The organism is Leucobacter tenebrionis (assembly GCF_019884725.1).
Taxonomy (GTDB): domain Bacteria; phylum Actinomycetota; class Actinomycetes; order Actinomycetales; family Microbacteriaceae; genus Leucobacter; species Leucobacter tenebrionis.
The window spans coordinates 1,432,594-1,457,531 of sequence record NZ_CP082322.1; the positions used below are offsets into that span (position 1 = coordinate 1,432,594).

12 protein-coding genes are annotated in these 24,938 nt (G+C 60.7%); 7 read left to right on the forward strand and 5 right to left on the reverse strand.

Annotated elements, in window-relative coordinates:
• Positions 1–3: 3 nt before the first annotated feature.
• The 4 genes from KVY00_RS06770 (at position 4) to KVY00_RS06785 (ending at position 7,405) form a co-directional block, all read left to right on the forward strand.
• Positions 4–1,971, forward strand: coding sequence for a CapA family protein (locus KVY00_RS06770; RefSeq protein WP_223044921.1), 1,968 nt, complete (start codon positions 4–6; stop codon positions 1,969–1,971).
• Positions 1,972–2,384: 413 nt separating this feature from the next.
• The gene (locus tag KVY00_RS06775) at positions 2,385–3,761 is read left to right on the forward strand and encodes an FG-GAP repeat domain-containing protein (RefSeq protein WP_223044922.1); all 1,377 of its coding nucleotides are present in this window, start codon (positions 2,385–2,387) and stop codon (positions 3,759–3,761) included.
• 199 nt (positions 3,762–3,960) lie between these two features.
• The gene (locus tag KVY00_RS06780; RefSeq protein WP_223044923.1) at positions 3,961–5,802 is read left to right on the forward strand and encodes a hypothetical protein; all 1,842 of its coding nucleotides are present in this window, start codon (positions 3,961–3,963) and stop codon (positions 5,800–5,802) included.
• Positions 5,803–5,935: 133 nt separating this feature from the next.
• Positions 5,936–7,405 (forward strand): APC family permease, encoded by a 1,470-nt coding sequence (locus tag KVY00_RS06785; RefSeq protein WP_223044924.1) that lies wholly within the window; start codon positions 5,936–5,938, stop codon positions 7,403–7,405.
• 81 nt (positions 7,406–7,486) lie between these two features.
• Here the strand turns inward: KVY00_RS06785 and KVY00_RS06790 are convergent, their stop codons facing one another.
• Complete coding sequence (locus KVY00_RS06790; RefSeq protein WP_223044925.1) at positions 7,487–8,392, reverse strand: hypothetical protein; 906 nt, start codon at positions 8,390–8,392, stop codon at positions 7,487–7,489.
• 335 nt (positions 8,393–8,727) lie between these two features.
• Here KVY00_RS06790 and KVY00_RS06795 point away from each other — a divergent pair, with 335 nt between their 5' ends.
• Together KVY00_RS06795 and KVY00_RS06800 are read left to right on the forward strand one after the other, a co-directional pair.
• Entirely contained in the window at positions 8,728–14,418 is a 5,691-nt protein-coding gene (locus tag KVY00_RS06795) for a CapA family protein (protein ID WP_223044926.1), read from the forward strand.
• 9 nt (positions 14,419–14,427) lie between these two features.
• Positions 14,428–15,912: a Mur ligase family protein gene (locus tag KVY00_RS06800; protein ID WP_223044927.1), complete on the forward strand. Its 1,485-nt coding sequence runs from the start codon at positions 14,428–14,430 to the stop codon at positions 15,910–15,912.
• 10 nt (positions 15,913–15,922) lie between these two features.
• On the opposite strand, the gene KVY00_RS06805 is transcribed toward KVY00_RS06800, so the two are convergent.
• Positions 15,923–18,499, reverse strand: a complete 2,577-nt coding sequence (locus tag KVY00_RS06805; RefSeq protein ID WP_223044928.1) for a leucine-rich repeat protein — start codon at positions 18,497–18,499, stop codon at positions 15,923–15,925.
• A 303-nt stretch (positions 18,500–18,802) separates the two neighbouring features.
• Between KVY00_RS06805 and KVY00_RS06810 the strand changes: the two genes are divergently transcribed.
• Positions 18,803–19,825, forward strand: a complete 1,023-nt coding sequence (locus KVY00_RS06810; RefSeq protein ID WP_223044929.1) for a hypothetical protein — start codon at positions 18,803–18,805, stop codon at positions 19,823–19,825.
• A 23-nt stretch (positions 19,826–19,848) separates the two neighbouring features.
• Here the strand turns inward: KVY00_RS06810 and KVY00_RS06815 are convergent, their stop codons facing one another.
• The 3 genes from KVY00_RS06815 to KVY00_RS06825 all read right to left on the reverse strand — a co-directional run bounded on the left by KVY00_RS06815 (position 19,849) and on the right by KVY00_RS06825 (position 24,859).
• A complete protein-coding gene (locus tag KVY00_RS06815; RefSeq protein WP_223044930.1) occupies positions 19,849–21,285 on the reverse strand; it encodes an ATP-grasp domain-containing protein in 1,437 nt (478 codons plus the stop codon).
• Positions 21,286–21,421: 136 nt separating this feature from the next.
• The gene (locus KVY00_RS06820) at positions 21,422–23,356 is read right to left on the reverse strand and encodes an ATP-binding protein (protein WP_255572811.1); all 1,935 of its coding nucleotides are present in this window, start codon (positions 23,354–23,356) and stop codon (positions 21,422–21,424) included.
• A 90-nt stretch (positions 23,357–23,446) separates the two neighbouring features.
• Positions 23,447–24,859: an ATP-grasp domain-containing protein gene (locus tag KVY00_RS06825; protein WP_223044932.1), complete on the reverse strand. Its 1,413-nt coding sequence runs from the start codon at positions 24,857–24,859 to the stop codon at positions 23,447–23,449.
• Positions 24,860–24,938 lie beyond the last annotated feature (79 nt).

The following is a 24,938-nucleotide window of genomic DNA, read 5'->3' on the forward strand; positions in this document are numbered from 1 at the left end:
CGCATGGCGAAGATGGTTTCCGCCGAGGGCGGCAGGTTCAAGATCACGCGCGGCGGCGCGACGCTGATCGCCTTCGATGAGGCGCTCGAGGCCGTCGAGGTCCCCGGCGAAGTCGCGGGCGCTCCGGTCAACAGGATCGGCCCCAAGGCCTTCGCCGGGCATGCCGCTCTGGGCGAGGTGATCCTGCCCGAGTCCGTGACCGAGATCGGCCGCGCAGCATTCGCGGACTGCAAGAGCCTCACCGAGATCCGTCTCCCCTACGGTCTGAAGCGAATCGAAGACCGTTGCTTTGCAGGCTGCGCGGCGCTCAGCGTCATCTACTACTTCAGCATGACAGGCATCAGCGCGGTCATGAAGAGCGACCCGACTCTGCGCGAAGACGTGCTGCCTGCGTTCATCGAGCACATCGGCGAGGCCGCGTTCGCGGACTGCCGCAGCCTCACGAGCGTGATGATCCCGTACCAGGTGCTCACCGTTCCCGCCCGTGCGTTCGAGGGGTGCGAGAGCCTTGAAACGGTCAGCCTGCACAAGCGCATCACGAGGGTGGCCCCACACGCCTTCGCCGGCTGCACGCGTCTGCGCGAGTTGCGTCTGCCGAGCAGGTGCAAGAAGATCGGCAGAAATGCGTTCGCACCGGATACCGTGCTCGTCTGCGATGAAGAGTCGGCGGCGCTCGGCTATGCGCAGAAGACGGCTCAGCGGCACCGAGTAGCCGAACCGGTGCCCGTCGAGCTCTCGAGTCAGATGATTCCGCGCCGCTCGGGCGAGGACCACGTGCCCTTCTACGACGAGAGCGTGCTGCGCAGGGCGATCGACAGCTACGAGATCCGCCACCCCTCATACGAGCTCGTGAACCGGCAGCAACGGCAGCTTCCGGAAGCGACGCCGGCGCGCTTCGAGTTCGATGACGGCGTGTACCGCGGGGAGGCGAAGACCCCGGGGCGGGCACGCATCATGATGGTGGCAGACATCATGGCCCGACGGCGGCAGCAGAACGCGGCTGCGGGCCCCGAGGGATTCGGCTTCGGTTTCAACCGGGTGCGGTCGCTGCTGCAGGAGTGCGACTTCGCTATCGGCAATCTCGAATCGACGGTCTCGCCCTCGGCCCCGTTCAACAGTGAGCGCAGCCACGTGAACGCGCGGCCGCACCTCAATGCTCCCCCGGAGTTCCTCGCAGCGGTACGAGGGGCCGGGTTCGATGCCGTGGTGAACGCCCAGAACCACATCTACGACTCGGGTACCCGGGGGCTGTTCGAGACGCTCGACTACCAGAATCGTTTTCAGCTCATGCACACGGGGGCCTTCGCGTCTCCGAACGATCAGCCCTATCTCCTCGTCGATATCGGGGGCATCCGCATCGGCGTGGTGGCTTTCCTCGACGGAGCGCGGCAGCCCATGAAGAGGGCCAACTTCACGCCCCACGGCCTGGATACGCTCTTCCCCACCTTCGCCCGGCAGGGAGTCAATGAGCACATCGATGCCGCCCGCGCCGCTGGAGCGGAGTTCATCATCGCCTACGCGCACTGGGGCAAGGAGTACACGACCGACCTCAGCCCCAGACAGAGGCAGTACGCTCAGATGCTCGCCGACGCGGGCGCCGACTACATCGTCGGCGCGCACTCGCACTGCATTCAGCCGTTCACGCTGCTCAAGGCGGCGGGCGGACGCACGGTCCCCTGCCTCTACTCCGGCGGCAACTTCCTGTGCGACATGAATATCAAACCGCCCATCACCCGCGACACGCTCATACTCGACCTGCAGCTCGAACGAGCGCCCGATGGCAGGGTTCGAATCGCCTCGAACACCTACCACCCGTGCCGCATTCTCGAGGTGCGCAGGCAGGGACGCAGCCATTATGCGGTGTTCCCGACGAATGCCGAGGTCAAATCGGAGAGCTTCCGCAAAGCGCTGCGCGAGGCGCGCCCACGCATCGTCGAGGCCGTGGGCGACGGAATCGAGCCCGCGCACTGAAGAGGGGCGCCGAGCACCTGCAGCTGGAGGTTTCTCACCGACATGAAGGTGTGTGAGGCCTTGGGAATCGATATGCAGATGTGATGCATCACGGCAGCAAAAGTAGGCATTTCCCTTACACTTGTAGACAGGAGACGGGAGACTTCGAAGCGCTGCAGAGTGCAACTATTCGTTGGAATATCTTGAACTGCGGTGGTCAAATGACCTTTTTGAAGTAACGAGCCTTCTCTTCCCATTCAGGTTCAGAAGGAGCTAGCTCTATGCGACCGATTCCAGCTTTAGTCCTCTCCGGGATCCTCACCCTCGGAATCGCCGCGCCAGCGCAAGCAGTTACAGGCCCTTCACACAGTCAGGTAAGCGTGCAGGGCGGCTCCCCAGCGCCGGCACCTGACTATTCCTCCCAGCTCGCTCTGATGGAAAGTCTCTCTTATCCGATGCAGGCCGACACGGGGCTTGCGGCGAAAGAATCCTGGGTGTACGGAGGGGGCCGCGACAAAGAGGAAGTGTATCCCTCATACACAGCCGCACGCCAAGCTTCTCGTGACGCCCACATGAACGCCGCATCTACTTGGAACGCGCCACAGATGTCCGCGTGGGCGGATTGCGGAGGCTACGTCGCCACGGTCGTCAAGAACATGGTGGATCCCCACTTCCCCTGGCTCCTCACCAACCGGCAACGCCAGTATCTCGAGGACCCCACGAACGGATGGACGAAGGTCGGCGATACCCACGACTACCGCCCTTCCGACTATCAACCCGGGGATGTGATGGTCGGGAGTGGGCACATCATGTTCTGGGTCGGCGATTGGCAGGGGCGCTCTGAGGTAGTCAACGATGCTTCGCTCTCGTTTGATGAGACCACGCGCTCCGGAAAAATGCCCGGCTTTCGAATCGCGGCACTTACGCCGGGCATCTCGAAGGAGACGGGGAAGCCCGCAATGGTCGACGGCGTAAAACGCCACTACGAGGTGTACCGATTCACGAAGCGCATCGCAAGCCCGATCGGCACGACCGACTGGGCGAATAGAAGTGACGACATCTTCCATGATGGGCGGCCGGATATCATCGCGGTGACCAGCGCAGGCTCGCTACGTTTCTACCCCGGTACCGGTGCCGTAGATGCATTGGGACCCTATACCCAGATCGGGTCAGGATTCGTTAACCACCAAGTAATAACTCCGGGTGATTTCGATCATGACGGCTACCAGGACATCATCTCCGTCAACAACGGGACCGGCGCCATGTATCTTCACCGCGGAAACGGTACAGGAGGCTTCCTTAACCGGGTACAAATTGGCTCCGGCTTTCAGACCATCAGAGAGTTGACGAGTGTGGGTGATTTCGATGGGGACAGCAATCCCGACCTCCTCGGGATCACCCGAGCCGACGGCCGTTTGGTTCTCTGGCGGGGCAATGGAGCAGGGGGCTGGCTCAGCCAGCAGGAGATCGGCTCCGGCTTCCAGAACCTCAAGATCGCTTCGGCCGGGGATTTCGACGGTAACGGACGGCCCGATATCGTTTCTTGGAATGACAGCACTGGGCTCGTTTATCTTCACCGTGGCAACGGGAACGCAGGCTGGTTGAGCCGAATCACACTTGCCCAGTCAGGGTTTGCCAATCGCACCTTTCAGTCAATTGGCGATATCGATCGCGATGGGTACGGAGACCTGATCGCAATCGATAGAAACACCGGCCAGCTCATTCAGCACTCCGGAGGCCCCACAGGCACCGTCCTCGGTGCAGGCACCCCCATCGGCTCCGGCTGGGAGTACATGCGCAGCATCTCGTGACTGGTGCAGAAGACCTCTGAGAGGATCTGAGAGATAACGACGTGAGCATCTAAGCGAGTCAGTACCGTCACGAGCTTCGTCGTGTCTCTAATTCCCCGTCTGTCCCTCATCTCAAAGGCCTTTTCTACGCCGATAGGATTGAAGAACATGGATCACACGGACGGCACTTGCCACCAGGGCCTTAGACAGGAGCATCGAAGTGGAAGCCCCCGATAACCCCTCAGTTTCCTCCTCGGTCGAGCCGTTCTACGGATCCCTGGAACAACTCGCGCCGCACCACGTGTACGACGACGCCACCACCCAGGCGATCGTCCATCAGCGCGATGTACTGCAGCGCAACATCGCCACAGTGCTTATCGCCGAGGCCGCAGAGCGTCAAGGTGCAAGGCTGAAGTGGATCGATGAGAACTATGTCATCGCGGAACGCGACAACAAACGACTCCTCCTGGCCGGAAGTCGCGGGCGAGCATCACGAGCCGCCGCTTCGCTTGTAACCGATAAATGGCTCACAAAGGAGCTTCTGCTCCGCAACCATGTCTCCACTGCGCGAGGTATTCTTCCTCAAACTCTTGAGGATGTGCTCTCCTTCCAACAGGAGATCAACGGGCCCATCGTGGTGAAGCCCCGCTTCGGCTACGGCGGGAAAGCGGTCAGCGTGAATCTCACGGAACCGTCGGAGATAGCTCGAGCATACGAACAGGCGCGTTCGCAAGGTGACGTCGTAGCCGAAGAATATGTGCAGAACGTCGTCGAGTATCGTTGCGTTTCTTCCGACACGCGTTGTGTCAGTGTCGTTGGACGTCTACTCCCATGGGTGCTCGGCGATGGCGTCTCCACCGTTCGGACACTGATTCAACGCAAGAACGAAGTGCGGGACACGGTTCCGAGCACGCACAAACGGCACATACCGATCGACGCAGAAACCGAAGCCTGCCTCGCGAACCAGTCGATGACTCTCGACAGCGTACTTCCTCAGGGCAAGACGTTGATAGTGCGACAGGTCGGCGGGCTCACACTCGGAGGTGAGCCGTTCGAATGCTCGCATCTGGTGGATCGCTCGATCCAGGACTTCGCCGTTTCCGCGGTGAAAGCTATCCCCGGATTGAACTGGGCTGGTGTCGATGTCATCATCACGCCCAGCGGCGATCCTTACGTAGTAGAGATCAACACCTCTTCTGACACTCTCGGATCCCAGTTCCCCTGGTACGGGACGCGCGTCTCACTCGCCGACTACATGTTCGAAGCGCGCATTCAAGCCGCCCCTGAAACGCAGCAGACCGCTCCACGGTTCCCGGCACTTCTTGCGTCTCCACGCCCCTTACTCTCAAAACAGGCTATCGAGGCAGGGCGCTCCTATTATCTGGCCACCCTGCTCCGACAAAGAGTCCCGGCGCTCGGCTGGAAGCTCGACAAGAAGAGCGACTATATTGCGCTAGCAACCAGTCCAGAAGGACGCGAGGTGTGGCTGCAGGGCACTTCCTCCACACTCGATCTCAACATTGCAAGACGAGCTGCTCGTATACACGGAGTAGTCCGGGCCCTGATGGAGCTGCAAGCCATCCCGCGACCGCTATCCGCGGAAGTGCGCAGCATCTCGGAAGTCGAGAATTTCAGAGGCGAGACGCAAGCCCCTGTCTCCCTCGTGATGCCAGACCAGGAGTGGGGCGGAGGGAAGACCGTTGAACTAGAGCAGGGGCGCCCGGCGCAGGATCTCAAGATGTCGGGACGGCACGCTTGGATCGCGCAGATGCGCCCTGCCGGCCGCCGTTTCCTCGCAATCGCCTCTCCACAGGAAGTGCTTGCTGTTCTCGGAGAAAGCAGTCTGACCTATTCCGAACTGGCACTGCTCTCTTCTCTCGCAGTGAGGACAGTACGGGCAGTACCCGAACTGCGCTGGTCCGCAGTTGACATTGTCGTGCTCGAACAGCCAACGCGGTTCACGCAGCTAGTGCAAGGAATTACCGTCAATCCGGTAATCACTCCTTCTCAGAAGCTTCTCTCCGGTTCGCTGGACGATGTGCTCAGGTTCGTACTCGCCTAGCCCGCTTATCCCGCCACAATCGCTGCATCAGGTCTTCGAATCGCCAGAAAGTACCTCTTCACTCCAGAGCCTGCCGCTCAGAGGTGGTACTTTTGGCGAACGCTCGCAGGTGAGCAGTTTGGAGAACTACGATATGCATGCCACAACCGAGGCCACGACGACGAGGTTGAACAAGACGCTCAAGCCTCATTGGGTATGGGCGATCGCTCTCGGCTCCGCAGTGGGGTGGGGAGCGTTCATCCTTCCCGCCGACTGGATGGGCACCGCGGGCCCGCTGGGCGCACTCATCGGCATGACGATCGGCGGCGCGCTCATGATCGTGGTCGGCGTGAGCTACGGCTTCCTCGCTCGCACGTTCCCGGTCTCGGGCGGTGCATTCGCCTACACTCTCGTGGGATTCGGACGTTTGCACGCGTACATATGCGCGTGGTTCATGACTCTGGGCTATGTCTCCATCGTCGCCTTGAACGCTTCAGCGCTGGCGGTACTCGCACGGCAGGTGGTTCCGCAGGTCGCCGAGATGGGCTACCTCTACACAGTCGCCGGCTGGGATGTGTACCTTGGCGAAGTACTCATCTCGACCGCGGCGCTCATCATCTTCGCCGCACTCAACGTCAGGGGCAGCGGGAACTCGGCACGTCTGCAGTTCTATATGTGCGTGTTGATGATCGCGGCGGTTCTCGCAATCGTCATCGGTGTGCTCGCCTCTCCCCAGGGCCGAGTGAGCAACATCGACCCTCTCTTCAACCCTGAGACTCCGGCGCTCGCCGGAGTGCTCGCTATCGTCGCAATCGCCCCCTGGGCGTTCATCGGCTTCGATAACATTCCGCAAACCGCGGAGGAATTCAGCTTCTCGGCGTCGAAGGCGTTCAAGCTCATCGTCTGGTCACTCGTCGCCGCTACCGGACTCTACCTCGCGATGATCCTCGCAACCGCAGCAGGCGCCCCCTGGCAGGCTGAACTCGCCAAGCAGCCGGTGTGGCTGACCGCCGACGTCGTCACCGCCGCAATCGGCCCAATCGGACTCGTTCTGCTCTGTGTAGCAGCATTCATGGGCATCGCTACGGGGCTCAACGGGTTCTACATGGCAGGTTCACGCGTGCTCTTGGCTATGGGTCGGGCTCAGATGATCCCGTCGTCCTTCGCCAAGGTGCACCCCAAGCACGGCACCCCCAGCACCGGTATCTGGTTCGTGCTCATCGTTTGTCTGGTTGCACCGTGGTTCGGCCGCACAGCGCTCAACTGGATCGTCGACATGGCTTCGATCGGCTTCACCTTCGCATTCGCCTACACCTGCCTCTGCGCCTTCCGCATGTTCCAGTGGAGCGGCACGAAAGAAGCAGTGCCGGGTTCGGCCTCGACCACGCGGAAGCTGCTGGCCGGCGCCGGAGTGGTGGTCGCCATCGTCTTCACAATCCTGCTATTGGCTCCCGGCTCGCCGGCTCAGCTGTCGGTGCCGTCCTTCATCGCGATGGGAGCATGGATCCTCATCGGCGTCGTCTTCTACCTATTGCGCCGCCGCCACAGTTCCTCTGTCACCGACGACGAGGTTGACATCGCTGTGCTGGGCTCCGTGCGCCCGGAGTGGGTGCGGTCCCTCTAACCAACTCGCCCTCCGTGTCTGCTCGCTGCAGAGGCAGCGAGCAGACACGGAGGGCGAGTTGCCATCAAGCTGTACTACGCCTTACACCGAAGCGGCGTTGCCGACGTAGCGCCAGATCTCATAGCTTCTTCCCATGCCGTCCGTCCCGTCGTCGCTGTTCTGCAGCGGGTCGATCTGCAACGAGGGAAGCCGGGCACCCGAGTTCCCTTCGCTACCGTAGGCCGCCTGCGCCACGACGTTCTCAACGCCGTCATGCTCACCGATCCACATCCAGGTGTGGGCGAGCCGCGTCCCCTTAGGAGTCAGAAAGAGGTCCCCTGGCAGCAGGTCTTCCTGGCGGTAATCACTACTGTCTCCCACCTTCCTCCAGCCACTGAAGGGATCACTCATGTACTCGCGCTGATCTCGCACGAGATTACCTGGAAATTCAGGGTCTATAGTCGCGATGACGACGGCTCCCGTAAATGCGGAGCAGTTCGCATACGATTCGTCGGGCCAGGGCGGCAGCTCCGATCCAGCCTTCTTCGCTATCTCGTAGGCATCTTTCTTCAGCTTCTTGTAGTTCTCAGATGCCATCTCAGCGTCAACCGGGCCTCCTCCAGTGAAGGCCCGGGGATCCGCCTTTCGCCCGCCTTTATAGAGGGGATAGGACACCGAAACCGCAAGGTCAGCTGGAGAGGAGTAATCGAGAGTCTTGGGGAGGGCAGCCGGCCCTCCTGAATTATCCGAGGCGTCGGACTCACCACCGTTCTTCTCCCCCGAAGCGCTGCCCTTCTTGCCCGAGGCAGCATCTTTTCCGGATGTCCCGCGTCCTTCGCCGCCGGAAGCATCTCCGTTCGCAGCTGAGGTGCCACCGCTATCCGCAGAGCTTCCGCTATCGACTTCCGCGCCGTGCTCAGGCCTGCCTGCACCCTCGGATGCGTCAACGTCCCCGGCGCACCCGACGATAACGGAGCCGACCAGAAGGATGCTGGTAGCGGCTGCCAAAAGACGTTTCTGATTTATCAAGCACACTCCCACAGTTCCATCCGCCAGGAAAGCGGTTGGTCTCTCAGATCCTTCCCGACGATACACTTCGTGTCACTGTGTTTCCTGTTCGCTTTGCGATCGTCGGTCAGGGCTGTGGACCGCGGCTTCTGCAACGCCCCATGGTCCGGGCCCGGCCGGGTAACTGCACGATCGAGGCCGACAACAAACTCTCTCTTTTGCCTCATTGTCCTTTTTTGGCAGATACTTATTTGGCCGAGTCGATTCGAACATGCAAGTGTGTACAGCAGATGCGCGACGACCCGGTTCGCATTTCGGGAAGGACACCAGCCACAATGCCGCAGCCCACGGAAGCAGCCGAAATCGACCACCAAGATCCGCTCGTGTCGGTTGTCGCACGCTTCAAGGGCATCTCCCCGGAAGCAGCAGAACTCGAGATGCGCGAGGCGCAGATCGCTCATGGCATGACCTTCAACGCGTACGTGGATGAAGGGATGTTCAAGTGTTCTTCAAATACTGAGTTCGAGACGGCTGTCAGAGCTTGGAAGGACCGCCGGGCCCAGCTTGCCGCGATGGTGGCTTCGTCGGCGGGTTGGAGCGTCGAGCGGGCGATGAAGCGCATGCAGGAGGTGGAGTCGCGCTGGCCGAATATGACCTTCACGATCTTCCTCACGCATTCTCTGCATCTGCTGACGAATGATGAGATTGCAGATAAGTCTGCCCGATGGGAGCGGTCGATCCAGAAGCGCCGTCAGCGTGTGGCTGCAACATCCGGCCTTGCGGAGGAAGCTGTCGAACTCGACATGCTTGAACGGCAGACCAAATTCGGACTGCAGAGCAAATACTACGTCTGCTATCGGGCCTGGGAGCTCTCCGACGATGAGCTTGAGAGCTATGCGACTCGCCATTCGGCAAAAGTTCTCTATGATGCGCTGAATCCGAGCCCCGAAGAGGTGGACGATAAACTCTCGTTCAGCCTGAAGTTCGGCGAGTTCATGAAGCGCAAGTCCTGGACGAATCGGGACACCTCTCTGGAGGAGTTCCTGAGCTTCGCCGAGGGACTCGATCAGGCGTTCTGCAAGCCGGCCGACTCGGATCAGGGCCGCGGAGTCTATGTTCTCGAGATCCCGGCTACGGAGCCCGAGCGAATCGCGCTGTACGAGAAGCTCGTCGCCGACGAGGGGCTTCTTCTGGAACAGATGATCGTGCAGCATCCGTCCGTGGCGGAGTTCTACCCAGATGCCGTCAATACCATCCGCGTACTCACTGTGAAGATCGATGGTCGGGTGGACATCATCGCGGCCGCAATGCGTTTCGGTCGCCTCGGTAATACGGATAACTTCTCCATGAATGGGATGGTGAGCGATGTTGATCTGCTCACCGGAAAGTTGGCGACGCCAGCCATCGATAAGCGCGGCACCGTCCACCACCGGCATCCTTCAACCGGCAAACACTTCGCCGGTTTCACCATCCCGATGTGGGATCAGGTGTGCGAATTGGTTACCGCAGCTGCGTTCAAAGCCGAGCGCAACGGCTTCATCGGTTGGGATATCGCCGTCTGTACGGATCATGTCAGCTTGGTCGAGGGCAATGCTCGCCCCGGCACCGGCCTGATTCAAGCGCCCTACTCTCCTCAGCACATCGGACGCCACTATGTGTATGAGCCCTATATCCAGATGCTCAGCGGCGAGGCTTTCTCGTCCTCCGTTGCTTCTACGCCGGAGGAGTTCGAGTTCGAGCTCGACTCCGGCAAGGCGGTTCTCAAGAAGTACCGTGGTGACAAACAGGTCATCCATGTCCCCGAAGAGGCGCTTGGGGCGACTGTCACGAAAATCGACAACGGGGCGTTCGAGAATCTCTCTCACATCCGTTTCGTTCGTCTCCCAAACAACGTCAGATTCGTCGCGAGAAATGCGTTCAAGAACTGCACCGGCCTGCAGGGTGTGTACCTCGGCGAGAACCTTCGCACTATCGGCACCTCCGCATTCGAGGGCTGTCTTCAGCTAGGAGCACTTTCGCTCCCTGACGGGTTGCGGACAATTCGAGGAAGCGCGTTCGCAGGCTGCATGAACCTCTCGAGTGTGACGCTTCCCCCGAAGGTATCGACCCTCGAAGACCGCACATTCGCGGGCTGCACCTCCCTCAAGCAAGTCGTCCTGCCCGAAGGCCTCAAGACCATCGGCGACGCCGCTTTCGCGGACTGCGCTTCCCTGGTCTCGGTCAAGAGAGCCTATCCCGGCAAGCTGGGGCGCTCAGGCACGCGGCCCTCGGTGCAACGCGACGGTTTCCCGACAACGGTGACCAGCATCGGAGCCGGCAGTTTCGAGAACTGCTCTGCCCTCGAAACGGTTTATCTTCCTCACGGCTTGCGGCGGATCCCCGTCCGTGCATTCCGCGGGTGCAGCAACATGAATCTCGTGTCACTGCATAGCCAGGTAGCTCGCATCGACGCCAAGGCGTTCGAGGGGTGCACCGCGCTAGAAGAACTACGCATTCCTCTCCGATGCCGCAGTATCGCTCCTAACGCATTCGACTCTCTCAAGAGGATCGTCGGCAGTCGCAGCTCCGCTGCTCTGACATTCGCCAAGAAAAACGGAATCGAGTTCCGCCCGATCCGGGTTGAGGGAAAGGACGCTCCGCGATCCTCGATGTCACCAGAGCACGCCGGAGAAGCTCAGTCATCCTTCTTCACCGACGAGCATCTGAGAGACGCGATCGAGCATTTTCAGGTCCGAGCAACACAGATCAAGCCGGTCGCGAACGACACTCATCCTAAGGCGCAGTTCGCCCGCGTGGATGGGGCCTACACCCGTGAGCCCGTAGAAGACGGCGCCGTTCGGATCATGCTGGTCGGCGACCTGATGGCGAAGGCGAAACAGATTCGCGCGGCCCGAAACAACACCCGTTACGACTTCGAACGGCAATTCCGCTTCGTACGGGATACCCTCTTGCAGGGCGATCTCGTGATCGGTGCTCTCGAAACGCTCCTCAGTCCGGGGTATCCCTACTCCGACGCGAGTGGAGCGATCGATCCGGCTGGATATTACAACGCTCCCGCCGACTTTGCACATGCGCTGCACAGTGCCGGTTTCGATGCGGTGGTGAATGCCAACAACCATGCACATGACCTCGGCGTCGAAGGCATCTTCGACACCCTCGCTAGTCTGAACCGCGCGGGCCTAGCCCATACAGGACTCTATGCATCCAGCTCCGACCGACGCTTCGAGCTGTTCGATATCGGCGGTCTGCGTATCTCACTGCACTCCTTCATGAGTCCCGATCTGGCAGCTGACGGCCTCGTGAATTTCACCCAGCGCGGTCGCAGGACCCTCTTCTCCCACGCGAATCCAGAGATCGTCACGACTCAACTCGCAGAGGCGAAGGAGCAGGGCGCGGAGTTCTCAATCGTGTACTGCCACTGGGGCGTTCGACGTTCAGCAAGCGTCACGTCGGAGCAGCGTGCTACGGCCCAGATCCTGGCGGACGCCGGAGCGGATCTGATCATTGGGACCCATCCTCACATGGTTCAGCCGTTCGAGCTGTTGAACCGCGAGGACGGCTCCAGCGCTGCCTGTCTTTGGTCAGCAGGAGACTTCATCTCCGACGTCCCGGTGAAGCCTTCAGCGGGTCAGGACTCGGTGATTCTCGAAGTCGCGCTGAGTCTCGGCAGCGACGGGCGATTTGAGCCGCGAATCCGATACCGGCCATGCCGCATCATGGACCTCGCTGAAGGCGCATCGAACGACTTCGCGGTAGTCCCCTGTTCGCAACGGCTCGACTCGACCTCGATTGACCAAGAACTCACTCGCACGCGGTTCCGTCTCTCAGCGATGATGGACGGTCAACTCTTCCCTGCGCAGCTATCGCCGCGCGAGGCACGTGTCGACGTGCCCAAGTCGATCATTCAGGTCGACCGCCAGATCAATGCGGCCCTCGACCTCCTCGAGCATTTCGATTTCCCTGAGTACGAACGCACCCACTACTGCCAGAAGCGAGAACTCGACCCGATCGTTCTTTCCGAGGCCGCGGCTCGGCAAGATGCAGAGACACTCGTAGTGAGTGCCGACTACCACGTGTATTATCGCGACGGCAAACTGATGCCGTTCCATATGCATATGTCCTCGAATGTCACGAAGCTCGATCGCGATTCGACGAACAACAAGGATCTGACACGCCGTGTCTTGAGTCGAGCGGACATCCCCATCGCGCGAGGAATCCTCGTCAAACGTGCCGGCGAACTGGAGAACGCTTTCGCCGAGATTGGCGTTCCACTCGTGGTGAAGCCCGAGGCAGGATCCTTCGGTCGTGGGGTTCGCTTGAGCATCGAGTCCTTGGACGAGCTCAAAGAGGCGGCCTTACCAATCCTCCGAAGCGGACAGAACGTGATCGTCGAGGAGATGTTCCAGGGAATCGATCTGCGCATAGCCGTCGTCGATGGCGAGGCTCGCGCAGCAACGTTCCGCGTGCCGGCTAATGTCGTCGGCGATGGCATATCGACCATTGCCGAGCTCGTGGAGCAGAAGAATGCGGTCCGGTCGCACAACGATTACATTTCGCATCAGACCATCAAGTTCACCTCTGGCATTGTCGAGTTCCTCGATAAGATCGGGCTGTCACTCGATTCTGTGCCGCCGGCTGGCAAGCGAGTGTTCCTGCACCATGTTGCAAACATCTCCGCAGGAGGCGACTCATACGAGGTAATCGATCAGGTCCATCCTGACCTGAAAGCGCTGGCTGTGAGAACAGCGGAACTCTTTCCCTCGGCGCTGCATTCCGGTATCGACATTCTGGCGCAGTCCCTCGATCAGGGACTCGATGTACAGCGAGCCATTGTGTGCGAGGTGAACCTGAACAACGAGCTTCCGCTCCATACAAATCCTGTGGCTGGCACACCCACACCGCTCGGCGACATCGAATTCGCCATCCACTGGGAGCAGGAGTCGCGCGCCGAGGGCATTGATTTCGCAACGGACTGCACCACGGCTGCCGCTCCTGAGCGGAGTATGAGCGATATATACGCTGCCGCGGCTCAGGCGGAGGCAGTAGAGCATTCGAGCACCGCGCCGAGGGCAATGCGCGCTGTTGAATTCGAACTGCTTTCAGATGCGCTCAATCGCGCTCTCGGAGACGGCGCGACGTCACGCGTCTCCTCCGATGGAATGGTGTATGTCGAAGGCGCCGATGGCGACTGGGTGACGGAGCTTTCCGGAAATACCGTCCACCCTCGAGCTGTCTCTCGCTGGTACCCGATCAAGGCCGGTCTAGGAGACGCTCTCGGCATCCCTTACGTACGCCGGCACGAAATTGTCGCTGAGGATCTCGACTCAACGCAGCTGATGCTCGACGCATCCGGCCGTTCTTGGGAACTCCGAGGGCTTGATGCCGACGGGAAGCCGATCCGGCGCCTCATCAAGGTTCCCCAGGATCTAGCCGCCACCGTCGAGGACCTCGCCTCAAGCCGTAGGCTCTTCATCGAAGAGTGCACTCAGCCCGCGCGATGCACTGTACTGGCACGAGGCACTGAGATCCTCGGCAGGTTGCTGGTCGTGCCGTTCGGGGTGAGGGGCGACGGCGTTCGCAGCCTGGATTCGTTGGTGTCCGCTCAATTGGATCTGCGAGCGGCCAATCCGCTTGCTCACCTCGCCAACTCAACGCTCACCCAGGCCGACAGCGTCATCGCCGCCTCCCCGATGGAGGCCGACGCGGTGATCGAAGCAGGCAGCTGGGTGCCCCTTTCGGACTCCGCCGCCTTCGGAGACGGAGCTCTCACCGTCGGCCTCGGGGAACCACTATGGCCCGAGTTGGAGGATTATGTTGGTCGCGTCGCGCGAGTCACGGGAGGGCCGGGGCTCATGTCGATGACCTTCGGGCTGCGCAACGATGAAGCCGGCACGCACTGGGCCTGGCTCTCTTCGAGTTCAGAACCTCGTCTCGCACAGTTCCTTTACCCTCACTTGGGAAGCAGCTACGACGGTTTCGATGAGCATGCGAAGTTCCTGCTCTCCCGACCGCGCAAACTGCTGTAAGACGCACACATGCTCGTCAGCGCCCTGCTTGCCCACCTCCGCGAAAGCGGAAGCATCGCTGTCGAGTACCGCGGAGAGCTCGGTGCGACGTTCGAGGGGTTCAGCGTCAGCTCCGCCCCGGAGCAGACTCTGGGGCGCTGCTTTTTCGTCATCGACGACCGTTGGCCCTTCGAATCGAGTTGGCCCCGGAACTGGCGGGATCGTGCCATAGGATCATCCGAGGATGCAGTCGCCGCGATACAGCTGGCTTTTGCAAACGGGGCATCCTGCGCGGTGCTCCTGCGCAAGTGGCTCACCTCCGAAGCCGCAGAGAAGCTCAAGGGTCACAATCTTTTCGTGGTCGAGGATTCGTACCGGTTCTACTTCAGAGCCGGCGAGGCGCTGCGCAAGCTCAACACCGGTTGCAGATTCACCGCGATCACCGGCTCGGTCGGCAAGACCTCTACCACGGCAATGGTGGCCCACGCCTTCCAGAGTCTCGGAATCAGCACTTTCGCTACCCAGCGAAGTCAGAATATCGGGATCTCCGTATTCCGAAACATCAGCCGGTCCGAGGGGTTTCAACAGGCCGTCATCGAGGTCTCCTACGGAGCATGCCGCTCCTTCGTCCGGGAGGGGTGCTTCCCCGGCGCGGACGTGGCTGTGGTCACCGCCATCACCGAGGCCCATCTTGCGAATGCCGACTCTCTCGAGGAGATCGCAAAGGTCAAAGCCGAGGTATTCGCAGCCTCACCCCCCGGTGGGGCCGCTGTGATCTGCCTCGACGCGCCCCACGCTGATCTTCTGCTCAGCCGGGCCCGCAGCGAGAACCGGCGTATCATCACCTACGGCGAGTCGACCGAAGCGCTGATCCGCCTCCTCTCCTACGATCCGGCAACCGGTATGGTCACCGCCGAGACAGAGGGGGAGCGCATGAACTACACGCTCGGAATGGGTGGAAAACACAACGCCCTGAACAGCCTTGCTGTCATCGGCGTTCTGCGCGCTCACGGCGCCGTCAACTGGCGCGAGGGTCTGCGGTCACTCGCGAGCCTCCATCCGCTGCCCGGGCGCGGCGAGCAGCTCGAGGTCGCGATCTCCCCGGAGCTCCGTGTCACCTTCGTCAACGAGGCGTACAACGCCAGCCCGGCCTCTATTCGCGCGGCTCTGGAGGCGTTCTCCGCCGCACCCTCGGCCTCTGAAGGAAGACGGATCGCCGTGCTCGGCGACATTCTGGACCTGGGCAGTCACTCCGAGGCTGTGCATCGCTCGCTCGCCCCGATCATCATGCGTGCGGGGCTGGACGGCATCATCCTCTTCGGCGAAGAGATGGGAACGCTACACGAAGAACTTTTGAACAATCGGGTGGGGTGCTGCTACTTCAACACTCTCGAGGAGATGACCGCCGCGCTACCCGCTCTTCTGCGCCCGGATGACGAAGTGCTCGCCAAAGCCTCCAATGCGACCGGTCTAGCCGCCTGGATATCGGCCAATGCGACCATCAGCGCCCACTAGCGCCCAGGTGTCAGGCTGGCCCTCGGCCATGCTCGCGGCGGATATGCGGCCAGCGCTCGCGGATGAGACGATCCGCCACGGACCCTGCGGGGCACTCGACGACCACTTCCGGACAACCCGCGAATATCTCGTCGCCGAGGGTCACCACCGAAGCGGGTATCGAGACACGCCGGAGGGCGCTGCAGCCGGAGAAAGCGCGGGCTCCGATCGTTGTCGCCCCCTCGGGCACCTCGATCTCCTTGAGCGCGACGCATCCGCCGAAGGCGCTGCTCCCGATCATGCGCAGGCTGCTCGGCAGGCTGACCTCGTGCAGGTCACGACATCGGTAGAAAGCTGAGCGACCGATGCCTCGCACGGGCTCGGGAACGGTCACCGCTCTGATCCGCGAGCGAGCACAGGCCGCCTCAGCCACTAGGTAAAGCGGGGCGCCGTCGATCTGAGACGGCAGTGCAAGCCTGTCCGAGGCGAAGGCTTTCTGCAGGTTGCGCAAGATCGCGCCGTAATCGCGAACGACCTGAAAGCGCACACCCTCCTGCGGCGCATCCCGCGCGATGGTGCGCATCAGGTCGCCGTCCTGCACCATGTAAGAGGTGCCGAACAGCGCGTCGATCGTCAGCACCAGCGCCATGTTGTGGCTGCCTTTGAAGGCCACCGCATCGTTCGGCTCGAGATCGCTGCGTAAACGCGCGTGGAGCTCGTCACGATCGAGTACGTGGACCACGTCCACGCCGCCTGCTCGGGCCTCCTCGGCAGTCCAGGCGCTGTTCTCGCCGAAGCAGTACAGCCGGTCGATACCCCCCTGCTCGGCGATGCGCTGGCCCAAACGCCGGTGCACGCCTTCCGCCTGTTCACCGAGGCTTCCGATATCTGCGAAGACGAAGAAACGCCGCCCACCGTCCTTCGGCTCGATCGACCGGAACGCCTCCATCGCGCTCAGCACGGACTCGAGAGAGGCGTTGTAGCAATCTGCGTAGACGTAACGCCCTTCAGCTTCAAAGAGGTTCTGGCGTACGCCTACAGCCCTGTAGCGGGCGAGCCCCGCGACGATGCCTTCATCGGATATCCCCAGCCACCTGCCGACCGCGAAGGCGACAACCGCGTTCAACACATTGTGCTGACCGAAGGCGTGCAGCAGCGCGGGAACGCGGATGCCCGTCGCCGTCTCTACGAGGTCGAAGGCCAGCGTGCCATTGCGCGCGCGCACATTCTCGGCAACGTAATCGGCCTGCTTGTTCTCGACCCCGTATGAAATCACTCGATGTCGCAATTCGACTTCGCGTAGCTTCGGGTCTTCGTAGTTGAGGAACGCGACCCCGTTGTCGGGCATGTAGCGATCGAAACTGACCTTGTCCGCCAGGATGTTCTCCTGCTTGCCGCCGTACCCCTCGATGTGACTCAAACCGATGTTAGTCAGGATGAATGCGTCTGGCAGCAACGTCCTCGCGCTGCGCTCGACCAGGCCGCTTACCGCAGCGCCGGCTTCCTGAACATACACCTCAGTCTTGCTGGTGAGCCGCTGCACGTATCGACCGACCTGTGCCGGCCCGTTCGCGTTTCCGCGGCTGAATAGCGTCTCGCGCTCGCTCGAGGCGACTAGCCTCACCAGTTCTTTCGTCGTGGTCTTGCCAATGCTGCCGGTCAGGGCGATGATCTTGGCATCATGCTGCCGTCGGATCCAAGCGCACACTGTCGCATAGGCTTCTCGAGGCTTCTCTACTACCAGCGTAGGAAGCGGGTTGCCGTTCGGGTCCGCGAGCCTGCGATTCGCGACGAACATCGCCACACCCTGCTCAAACAGCGTCCCAGCTCTTCTACTGCGCGGCACGGGGAACTGCCCGAAATACAGCGACGAAGGCGGCGGCTGCCCGTTCCCTGCGCACAGGAGAGTGAACGGCAGGTCGGCCTGATCCTGCAGACGCGCAGGCACCTTGACACGGAGAATCGCACACACCATGCGAAGAGTGAGACGGACCTCATCGGCATCTAAAACCGTCCCGGATCTGATGTTCCCCTGCGCGACGGGCTGAAAGTCGTGACAACGCTGACCGTGGGCGAGCACTCTCGGAGCCAGTGGCTGAATGACTCGCACCCCCTGATCATGCGCCCAGCGTTGTGCAAATGATCCATCCTCCGCGATGAAACGAAGGTTGGGAGCGCATCCCTCGAAAGCGTCAGGCGCGATCTCGGTGACCCCGGAGTGGAAGACGACTCTGGTGAGGCTGGCGCATCCCCGGAAAGCGCCAGCCGGCACCTTCCGCACACCGACCGGAATACGAACAGTCTTCAACGCGATGCAATCGGCAAAGGCCTCGCGGCCGATCTCCTGGATACTATCGGGCAGGACGAGGTTCTCAACCGAGCGACATTGGAAGAACGCCTCCGCAGCGATCTCTCGCATGGGAGCTGAGAAAAAGACAGTCTGTACAGGAGCCTTCGTAAAAGCTCGTCCCCGTACGGCCACGACCTCCTTCTCGAGCAATCGCGCCGGAACCACCATTCGAGGACGAGGGTTGCTCACCACGTCAGCAAGCGCAACCTCGTTCTCGTCGATGATCACAAATCGGCCATCACGCGATTCGAGATTCAAGCTATCCGTGGCCAGCCTGTGACCTCGTTCCGGCGACTCGAGGCGATCAGGTCGCCGTTTCAGGACTCGTGCAAGAATCCGTGGGATCTCTGGTGATTGCACTACTCTCCCATGATTCCGTATCCCTGCCAACAACAAATAGGATGGTATCTCACCTGTGCGCAGCCCTAACGGATTCATCTTGAGAGCAGCACGAAGAAAAAGTCCCCCTCGCATACTTCTGGAGCGTGCCAGAATAACCTCAGTTATCGGCTAGTACGCTCATGACGTTCACTATAACCATTTGATTAGGGGTGGCAAGCGATGGACTACCGGCACGCCGAGGTAAAGCGATACATGCAAAACCTGGGGGTGCCGCCGCAGAATTGTGTCCCTCTCAACGGCCTCATCGTCCAGGCCGCCCTTGAACGTGGACTGAACGTCAAGCGCCACGGCAAGGGCATTGCGCTTGATGCAGGTGGAGCGCAACGACTCACATGGGCACGCGCATTCACCAACTTCAATGTGCCTCTTGCTCGTCGCGTGGCGGATAACAAAGAAGTCGCCAGTCGCCTGCTATCCGCCTACGGCGTCACCTCCACCGACAACGCGGTGTTCACTCCAGACGAAGCCGAGCGAGCGTGGCAGTGGGCGAAAGATTTTCCGCAGATCGTCGTGAAGCCCACCGACAGCTTGAGAGGCCAGGGAGTACATCTGGGCATCGATAATCGAGAGGATTTCTTCAAAGCGTTCGCCTCGGTCTCCGAACGGCGGTCGAAGCGGGTGCTTGTCGAGCAGTTCTACCGGGGCGCAGAGCGGCGCTGCCTCACCGTTGACGGAAAGTTCGTGGCAGCCACCAACCGAAGGCCTGCGAGCGTGGTGGGTGACGGTACTTCCACGATCAGCGATCTGGTCGCCGAGAAGAACATCGACCGACCTCTTGCTCACTACCCTCTGGTGGTGGACGAAGACACCGTTCAGTACCTCGCAGAACAGGGGTTCTCCCCGGAATCAGTGCCCGACTCCGGGGTTCGAGTGAACATTGCCCGCGGGATTCAGCTCGGCCGAGGGGGAGACGCCGTCGACGCGACCGAGGAATTGACCGAAGAAGAGATCGAGTTCGTGGAGAAGGCTGCGCGCGCCCTGCCCGGTGGACGCCTGATTGGTATGGACGTGCTGTTCTCAAGGAGCCCAGGGGATGATCCGTCGCGGATCCTCGAACTCAACTCGAACCCCCTCATCAGCATGCACCACTTCCCACTGGAGGGCGAACCGAGAGACGTCGCGGGCGCCATCGTCGATGCGATGTTCCCGGGCTTCCGACTAGGAGCGGCGAAGTCAGCCTGACCGGTTGTAGCGATTCAGGGGGGTCACTCCCCCTGAATCGCGAAACCGAGCTCCAGAATCCCCGCCCACTCCCAGTTGCCAATCGGCTCGTTCCCGGTCATCGTCTTCACCGTCTCCAGGAAGCTCGTCACCGACTTCTCCACGCCGGCGACGATGAGTTCACCGGTTCTTACGTTGAGAAAACCCGAGATATCCTGTTTGATGCTCAGCGCGAGGAGCCTGTTCTTCTGCGCCGGTGTCAGCTTCAGATCGGCTCCCAGTGATAGCTTCCGGCGCATCGGGAACCCGCGAGCCGGAAGCGATGCCAACTGCACGGATTTCGCCCGCCCGTTTGCGAGCGGTTCCAGGGTCTCGGGCAGATTGAAGCGGATGTTTCGCAACCCGCGGATATTACGGCGCCGGGAACCCGGGAAGAATTCATCGATGATGGCACTGGGAACGTCTCGCCCGATGCCCTCGGTGGGGTACATGTTGACGCCGATGTGGGCTCTCGAGTTCATCTCGATGACCACGTAGTCCTCCCCTCTCGGTTTCGAGGGGTCGTACAGGATGTCTACTCCGGCAGCCGACACACCTTCCAGCGCCGCGAGGCTCTGCACGGCAGCTTCCTTGATATGTGCGGGCAGATCATCAGTGAAGTCGACTACGTCTCCACCCGCGCTGGCGTTGGCCTTCCCCCGCAGTCGAACGGTCACTCCATTCTCGGGAATGGAATCATAGGTGAGATCCTGCTTCTCGAGGTAGGTTTTCACCTCTCGGTCTTTCCTGATGAGTCCCTTCGACAGAAAGGGGTTCTGCATTCGTACTTTGTTCTTCTGCTGGATCAGCTCCGAGACCGTGCTATGGCCATCGCCGACCACATTCGCCGGTACTCGCTTCACCGTCGCGATGTACCGGCTTCCGGCCACGTAGACGCGATAGTCCTCCCCCGTGAAGTGGTTCTCCAGCACGAATGACCGGGCCCCGAACTCATTCACCAACCACTCATGCGAAGCTCGCAGAGCCTCCTCGTCCCGAATGTCCACGAGCACGCCGTTCCCCAGCGATCCGCTCAGCGGCTTCAACACCACTGGGTAGCCGAGTTCTGCAGCGCTCGCGGAGACCTCTTCAAAGGAAGCCGTCGACTCAAACCGTATGGTCACAGGGGCGGAAATTCCAGCTTCACGCAATCGTGCCGTTGTCGCCGCCTTATTAAGCGCTGTGCGCAATCCCGCCGCCGTTGTCAGACTGACAGGCCGTGAGTGGTTGAAGAGAACCGTCCGATTGCCATCGGAGACTTCTACGTAATGCAGACGTCGCCCGATCAGTGTGACGTTCAGATCACGCCGCCAGGCTTCAAGAGCGATGCAGTAGGCCGAGAGCTTCCCCGACCCAAATGCCGGCCTGACGACCCTTGGCTGAAAGTACTCGGGCCATGAATACGGAGGCGCCTCAGGCGCCGCCTGACCTGTCTCTGACATATGCAAGAATGTTCCCGTCGTCACCCCGGCGAGTCGTGAACCCACCTACCTACTGATAAGTATGACCCATGCAGGGCACTCGCGGCCCAGCGTCATGCGATCGATCAAGCCTCTCATAACGAGCACTCGGCGCTCGTCATACCAGGCCCCCTTCTTCACGCTCCGAGTCTGCAGAGCAACGAAGAACCAGGTCGTATACATCGCTCATAGAACCACCGACGACTCGATCCTCAGCGGCGAACGTCGGGTGACAGGAAACCTCCTCTACGTAAACGACTCGTTCGTCTTCTGAGGACGAGGAGGCCCGGCACACGACTAGATCCACTGCGGCCCAACGCCGCTGCGGGGCCGCCCGAACGGCCAGTACAGCGGTTCGAGAAACAAGTTCCATTGCCTCGGCATCAGGACTGCTGCTCGCATCCGCACTTATTGCCACGAGCGCTCGCTGAGGCGAGGCAATCACGCGGAAACGCTCTCCGTCGGGTCGCTGCTGTGCATACCAGGTCTTTCCGCCGTCGAACAGGCTCGCTGTCGCCTCGCTCGGAGCGCGAAGCGTCAGGCGATACCCGGTACTCCCGTGTCTAGCTCCGGGTAGCAGCGTGACCGACGCATCGGCCTCCCGCATGAACTGACGCAGTTCGTCGACGCTGCGCACGAGTTTCCCTTCCGGTCGCGGCAGCTTCTTCAGGGTAAGGGCGCGGAGTAAGAGGCCTCTTCGATGCAACACTCGATTAGCGACTACGGGATCGCAGACCGTCGAGTCACTCACGAACCAGTGCTTCGGCTCGTCATCCGCTTGACTGGTCCATATCCGAAGGGTGAGCTTGTTCACCTGCTGCCCTTCACGCCGCAACTGATGTCTCAGGAGAAGTCCCAGAGAAACCCTCTTCCCTTCAAGAACCCTCAGCCCCTCCACAACCGGTCGATGGTTGCCCAACTCTGGGAGCAGCGTGCCAGGTTCGGACTCCGCATCAGGTCTGGAGTGCGCTTCAAGCGCCTTCCATAGCTGTGCTCCAAGGTCCATTGGTTTGCCGTATACCGGAAAGCTGGCACCATCGATCGCGGCATTAGTATTGACCTCGATGACATATGGATCTCCCGTTCGGCTATCGACCAGAAGATCGACTCCCGTCCAGTGCATACCCGGAACGGCCGCAGCCGCCTGCACTGCAGCATGCTTGACCGCTTCATCGAGTTGGTCGAAGCATGCTTCAGAATCCCCGCCGCTGGTGAGTCCGTTCACATCCCGCAGGATGACGCGCTCTCCTCGACCGGGAACATAATTCCAGTCCTTACCAGATCGCCGCAGGAAGTCTTCTGCCACTCGGTCGATCGGAATCAGTTTGAACCGAGTTGTAGGGTTCAGCTTCCTGAGCTCATTCTTCTTCTCTGCCAGCTGTCGCAGGTTTGCTGTCCCGTCGCCGATCACGCTCGGCAGAAGACGTTTGAAGGCACCAACGCACTCGCTGGGTGTTGCGTGCAGTCGATACTCGTCACCCGCAACATACTGCTCGACGAGCACAGCAGGCCCGTACTCCCTCGCCAACGAATATGCAGTACGAATCTCGTCGGGGTCGCAAATATTCACAGTGACACCCCTGCCCATTGCACCCTTGACGGGTTTCACGACAACGGGCGAACCGAGACCGGCTTGAAAATCCAGTGCTTCTTCGCAGGAAGCCACGACCTTTCCTTGAGGCGTGGGGACTCCCGCAGCAAGTAGGAGCTGCCTGGTGAGATCTTTATCGGTGGCGATAATGGCTCCGACATTCGACTCAGATCCGAAATGCGACCCGATCGGAATCGTACGGTCCGGCAGCACGGCCCATGCATCGCTCCGTCCGAGCCAAGTGATGCTCGCACCGCTACGACGGGCAGCATGCACGATTGTGAGCACTCCCGCATCGCGACGCGAACGTCTCTGCTCTTCAAAGACCGCCCGCAGGCGCTCATCCGAGCCCTTCAGGGACTGCTCGTCATACCTGTTCGGCACACGGCCGTCATGTAAGGTGCTCACGCTTCTCTTGCGGTCCCTTCGATCTGCGCTCCGCGGCGTTAACAGCGGCGCCATATTTCATAGTTCAATTCTTCGTTTCTGCGGTGGTTCCCGCCGGGAGCGCTGCGATCGTCGCGCCGACGCTTATCGGATGAGCACCGACTTTCACTTCTCCCGAAAACGGAAACCGATCTGAAGAGGCTGTCGCCAGATCTCGCCTTCACCGATAACAGCTCCGGTGATCGAGGCAACTTCAGCACGGAACGCTTCCAGAGAAGAGCTCACACCACCCGCCACCAAAGTGCTCGTCGAAAGGTTCACATGTCCTGCGACTTTATGCTCTCTGCTGGCCTTGATGATGCGCTTTCTCTGCGACGGGGACAACTCATCGAGGCCGTTCATGGTGAAGCGACGCCGCACGGGAAATCCTCTGCGCGGGATCTTTGCGACAATCACCGCTTCCGCACTGCCGTTCCGCAGCGGTGCGAGTGTGTCGGGGATGTTGAAGCCAAGGTTCTTCAGCCCACGCGTTTCAAGGCGCTCGGATTCGGGGAAGAAAGCGTCGATGATCGCTTTCGGGACGTCTTGCCCAGTTCCCTCCGTCGGATACATATTGAGCGCGATATGAGCCCGATTGTTGAGTTCGATCACTGTGTAGTCTTCTCCCTCAGGTTTGGAAGAATCGTGGAGAATATCTACACCGGCGGCCGCAAGACCGGGGATCGCAGCAACGCTTCGAACGGCAGCATCTCGGATATGCGGCGGCAGAGTTTCAGTGCAGTCCCGGAAGTCTCCGCCTTGGCTTCCACTGGCCTTACCACGCAGCCTCAGGTACTCGCCGGCCTCGAGAATGGAGTCGTACGAGTACCCCTGTTTCTCGACTAAGGCGTCAACCTCGAAATCAGGTTTGATCAAAGCGTGCCCCAAGAACGGATTCTTGAGTCGATCCTTGTTTTTGATCTCGATGAGTTCTTGAACGGTGTGTTCGCCGTCGCCTATCACGTGGGCCGGGATCTTGAGGCCGGCAGCCACGCATCGTCCGCCTACGACATAGACGCGATACTCTTCGCCGTCGAAGTGCTTCTCAAGTATGAAGTCCTGCGCGCCGAAGGTGTTCAGGAGCCAGTCATACGAGGCGCGCAGCTCTTCGGCATCGGAAATACCGACTAGAACTCCCTCGCCCTTGGAGCCGCTCAGCGGCTTCAGCACCACGGGGTACCCCAGGTCCTCCGCAGCCACGAGAACGTCCTCGATCGGCTCTTCCTCAGCGTGGAAAAGAATCGTCTGCGGAGCCGCAACCCCTGCGGCTCGCAGTGCGTCAGTGGTCGCCTGTTTGTGAATGATCGTCTGGGAAGCTTCTTTACTCGTCAGCCGCATGGGCTTCGAACCGTTGAAAGTAACGGTGTTCGCGCCATCCGTGACATGGATAACCCAGAGCTGCGGGTGCGTGATCTTGACTTCCAAGCCGCGCCGCCAAGCTTCGAGAGCAAGACAGTAACTCGTCAAAGTGGTTCCGGAGATCCCTTTGACCAGCCTCGGCTGATAGAACTCCGGCCATTCGTACGATTCATCCGACATTACGTGCCCTCGATCCAAATCCAACTATGCAGAGAAACTCGCGGATCCACTTCGGCAGATTTGCTTCGCTTGTCCTGTG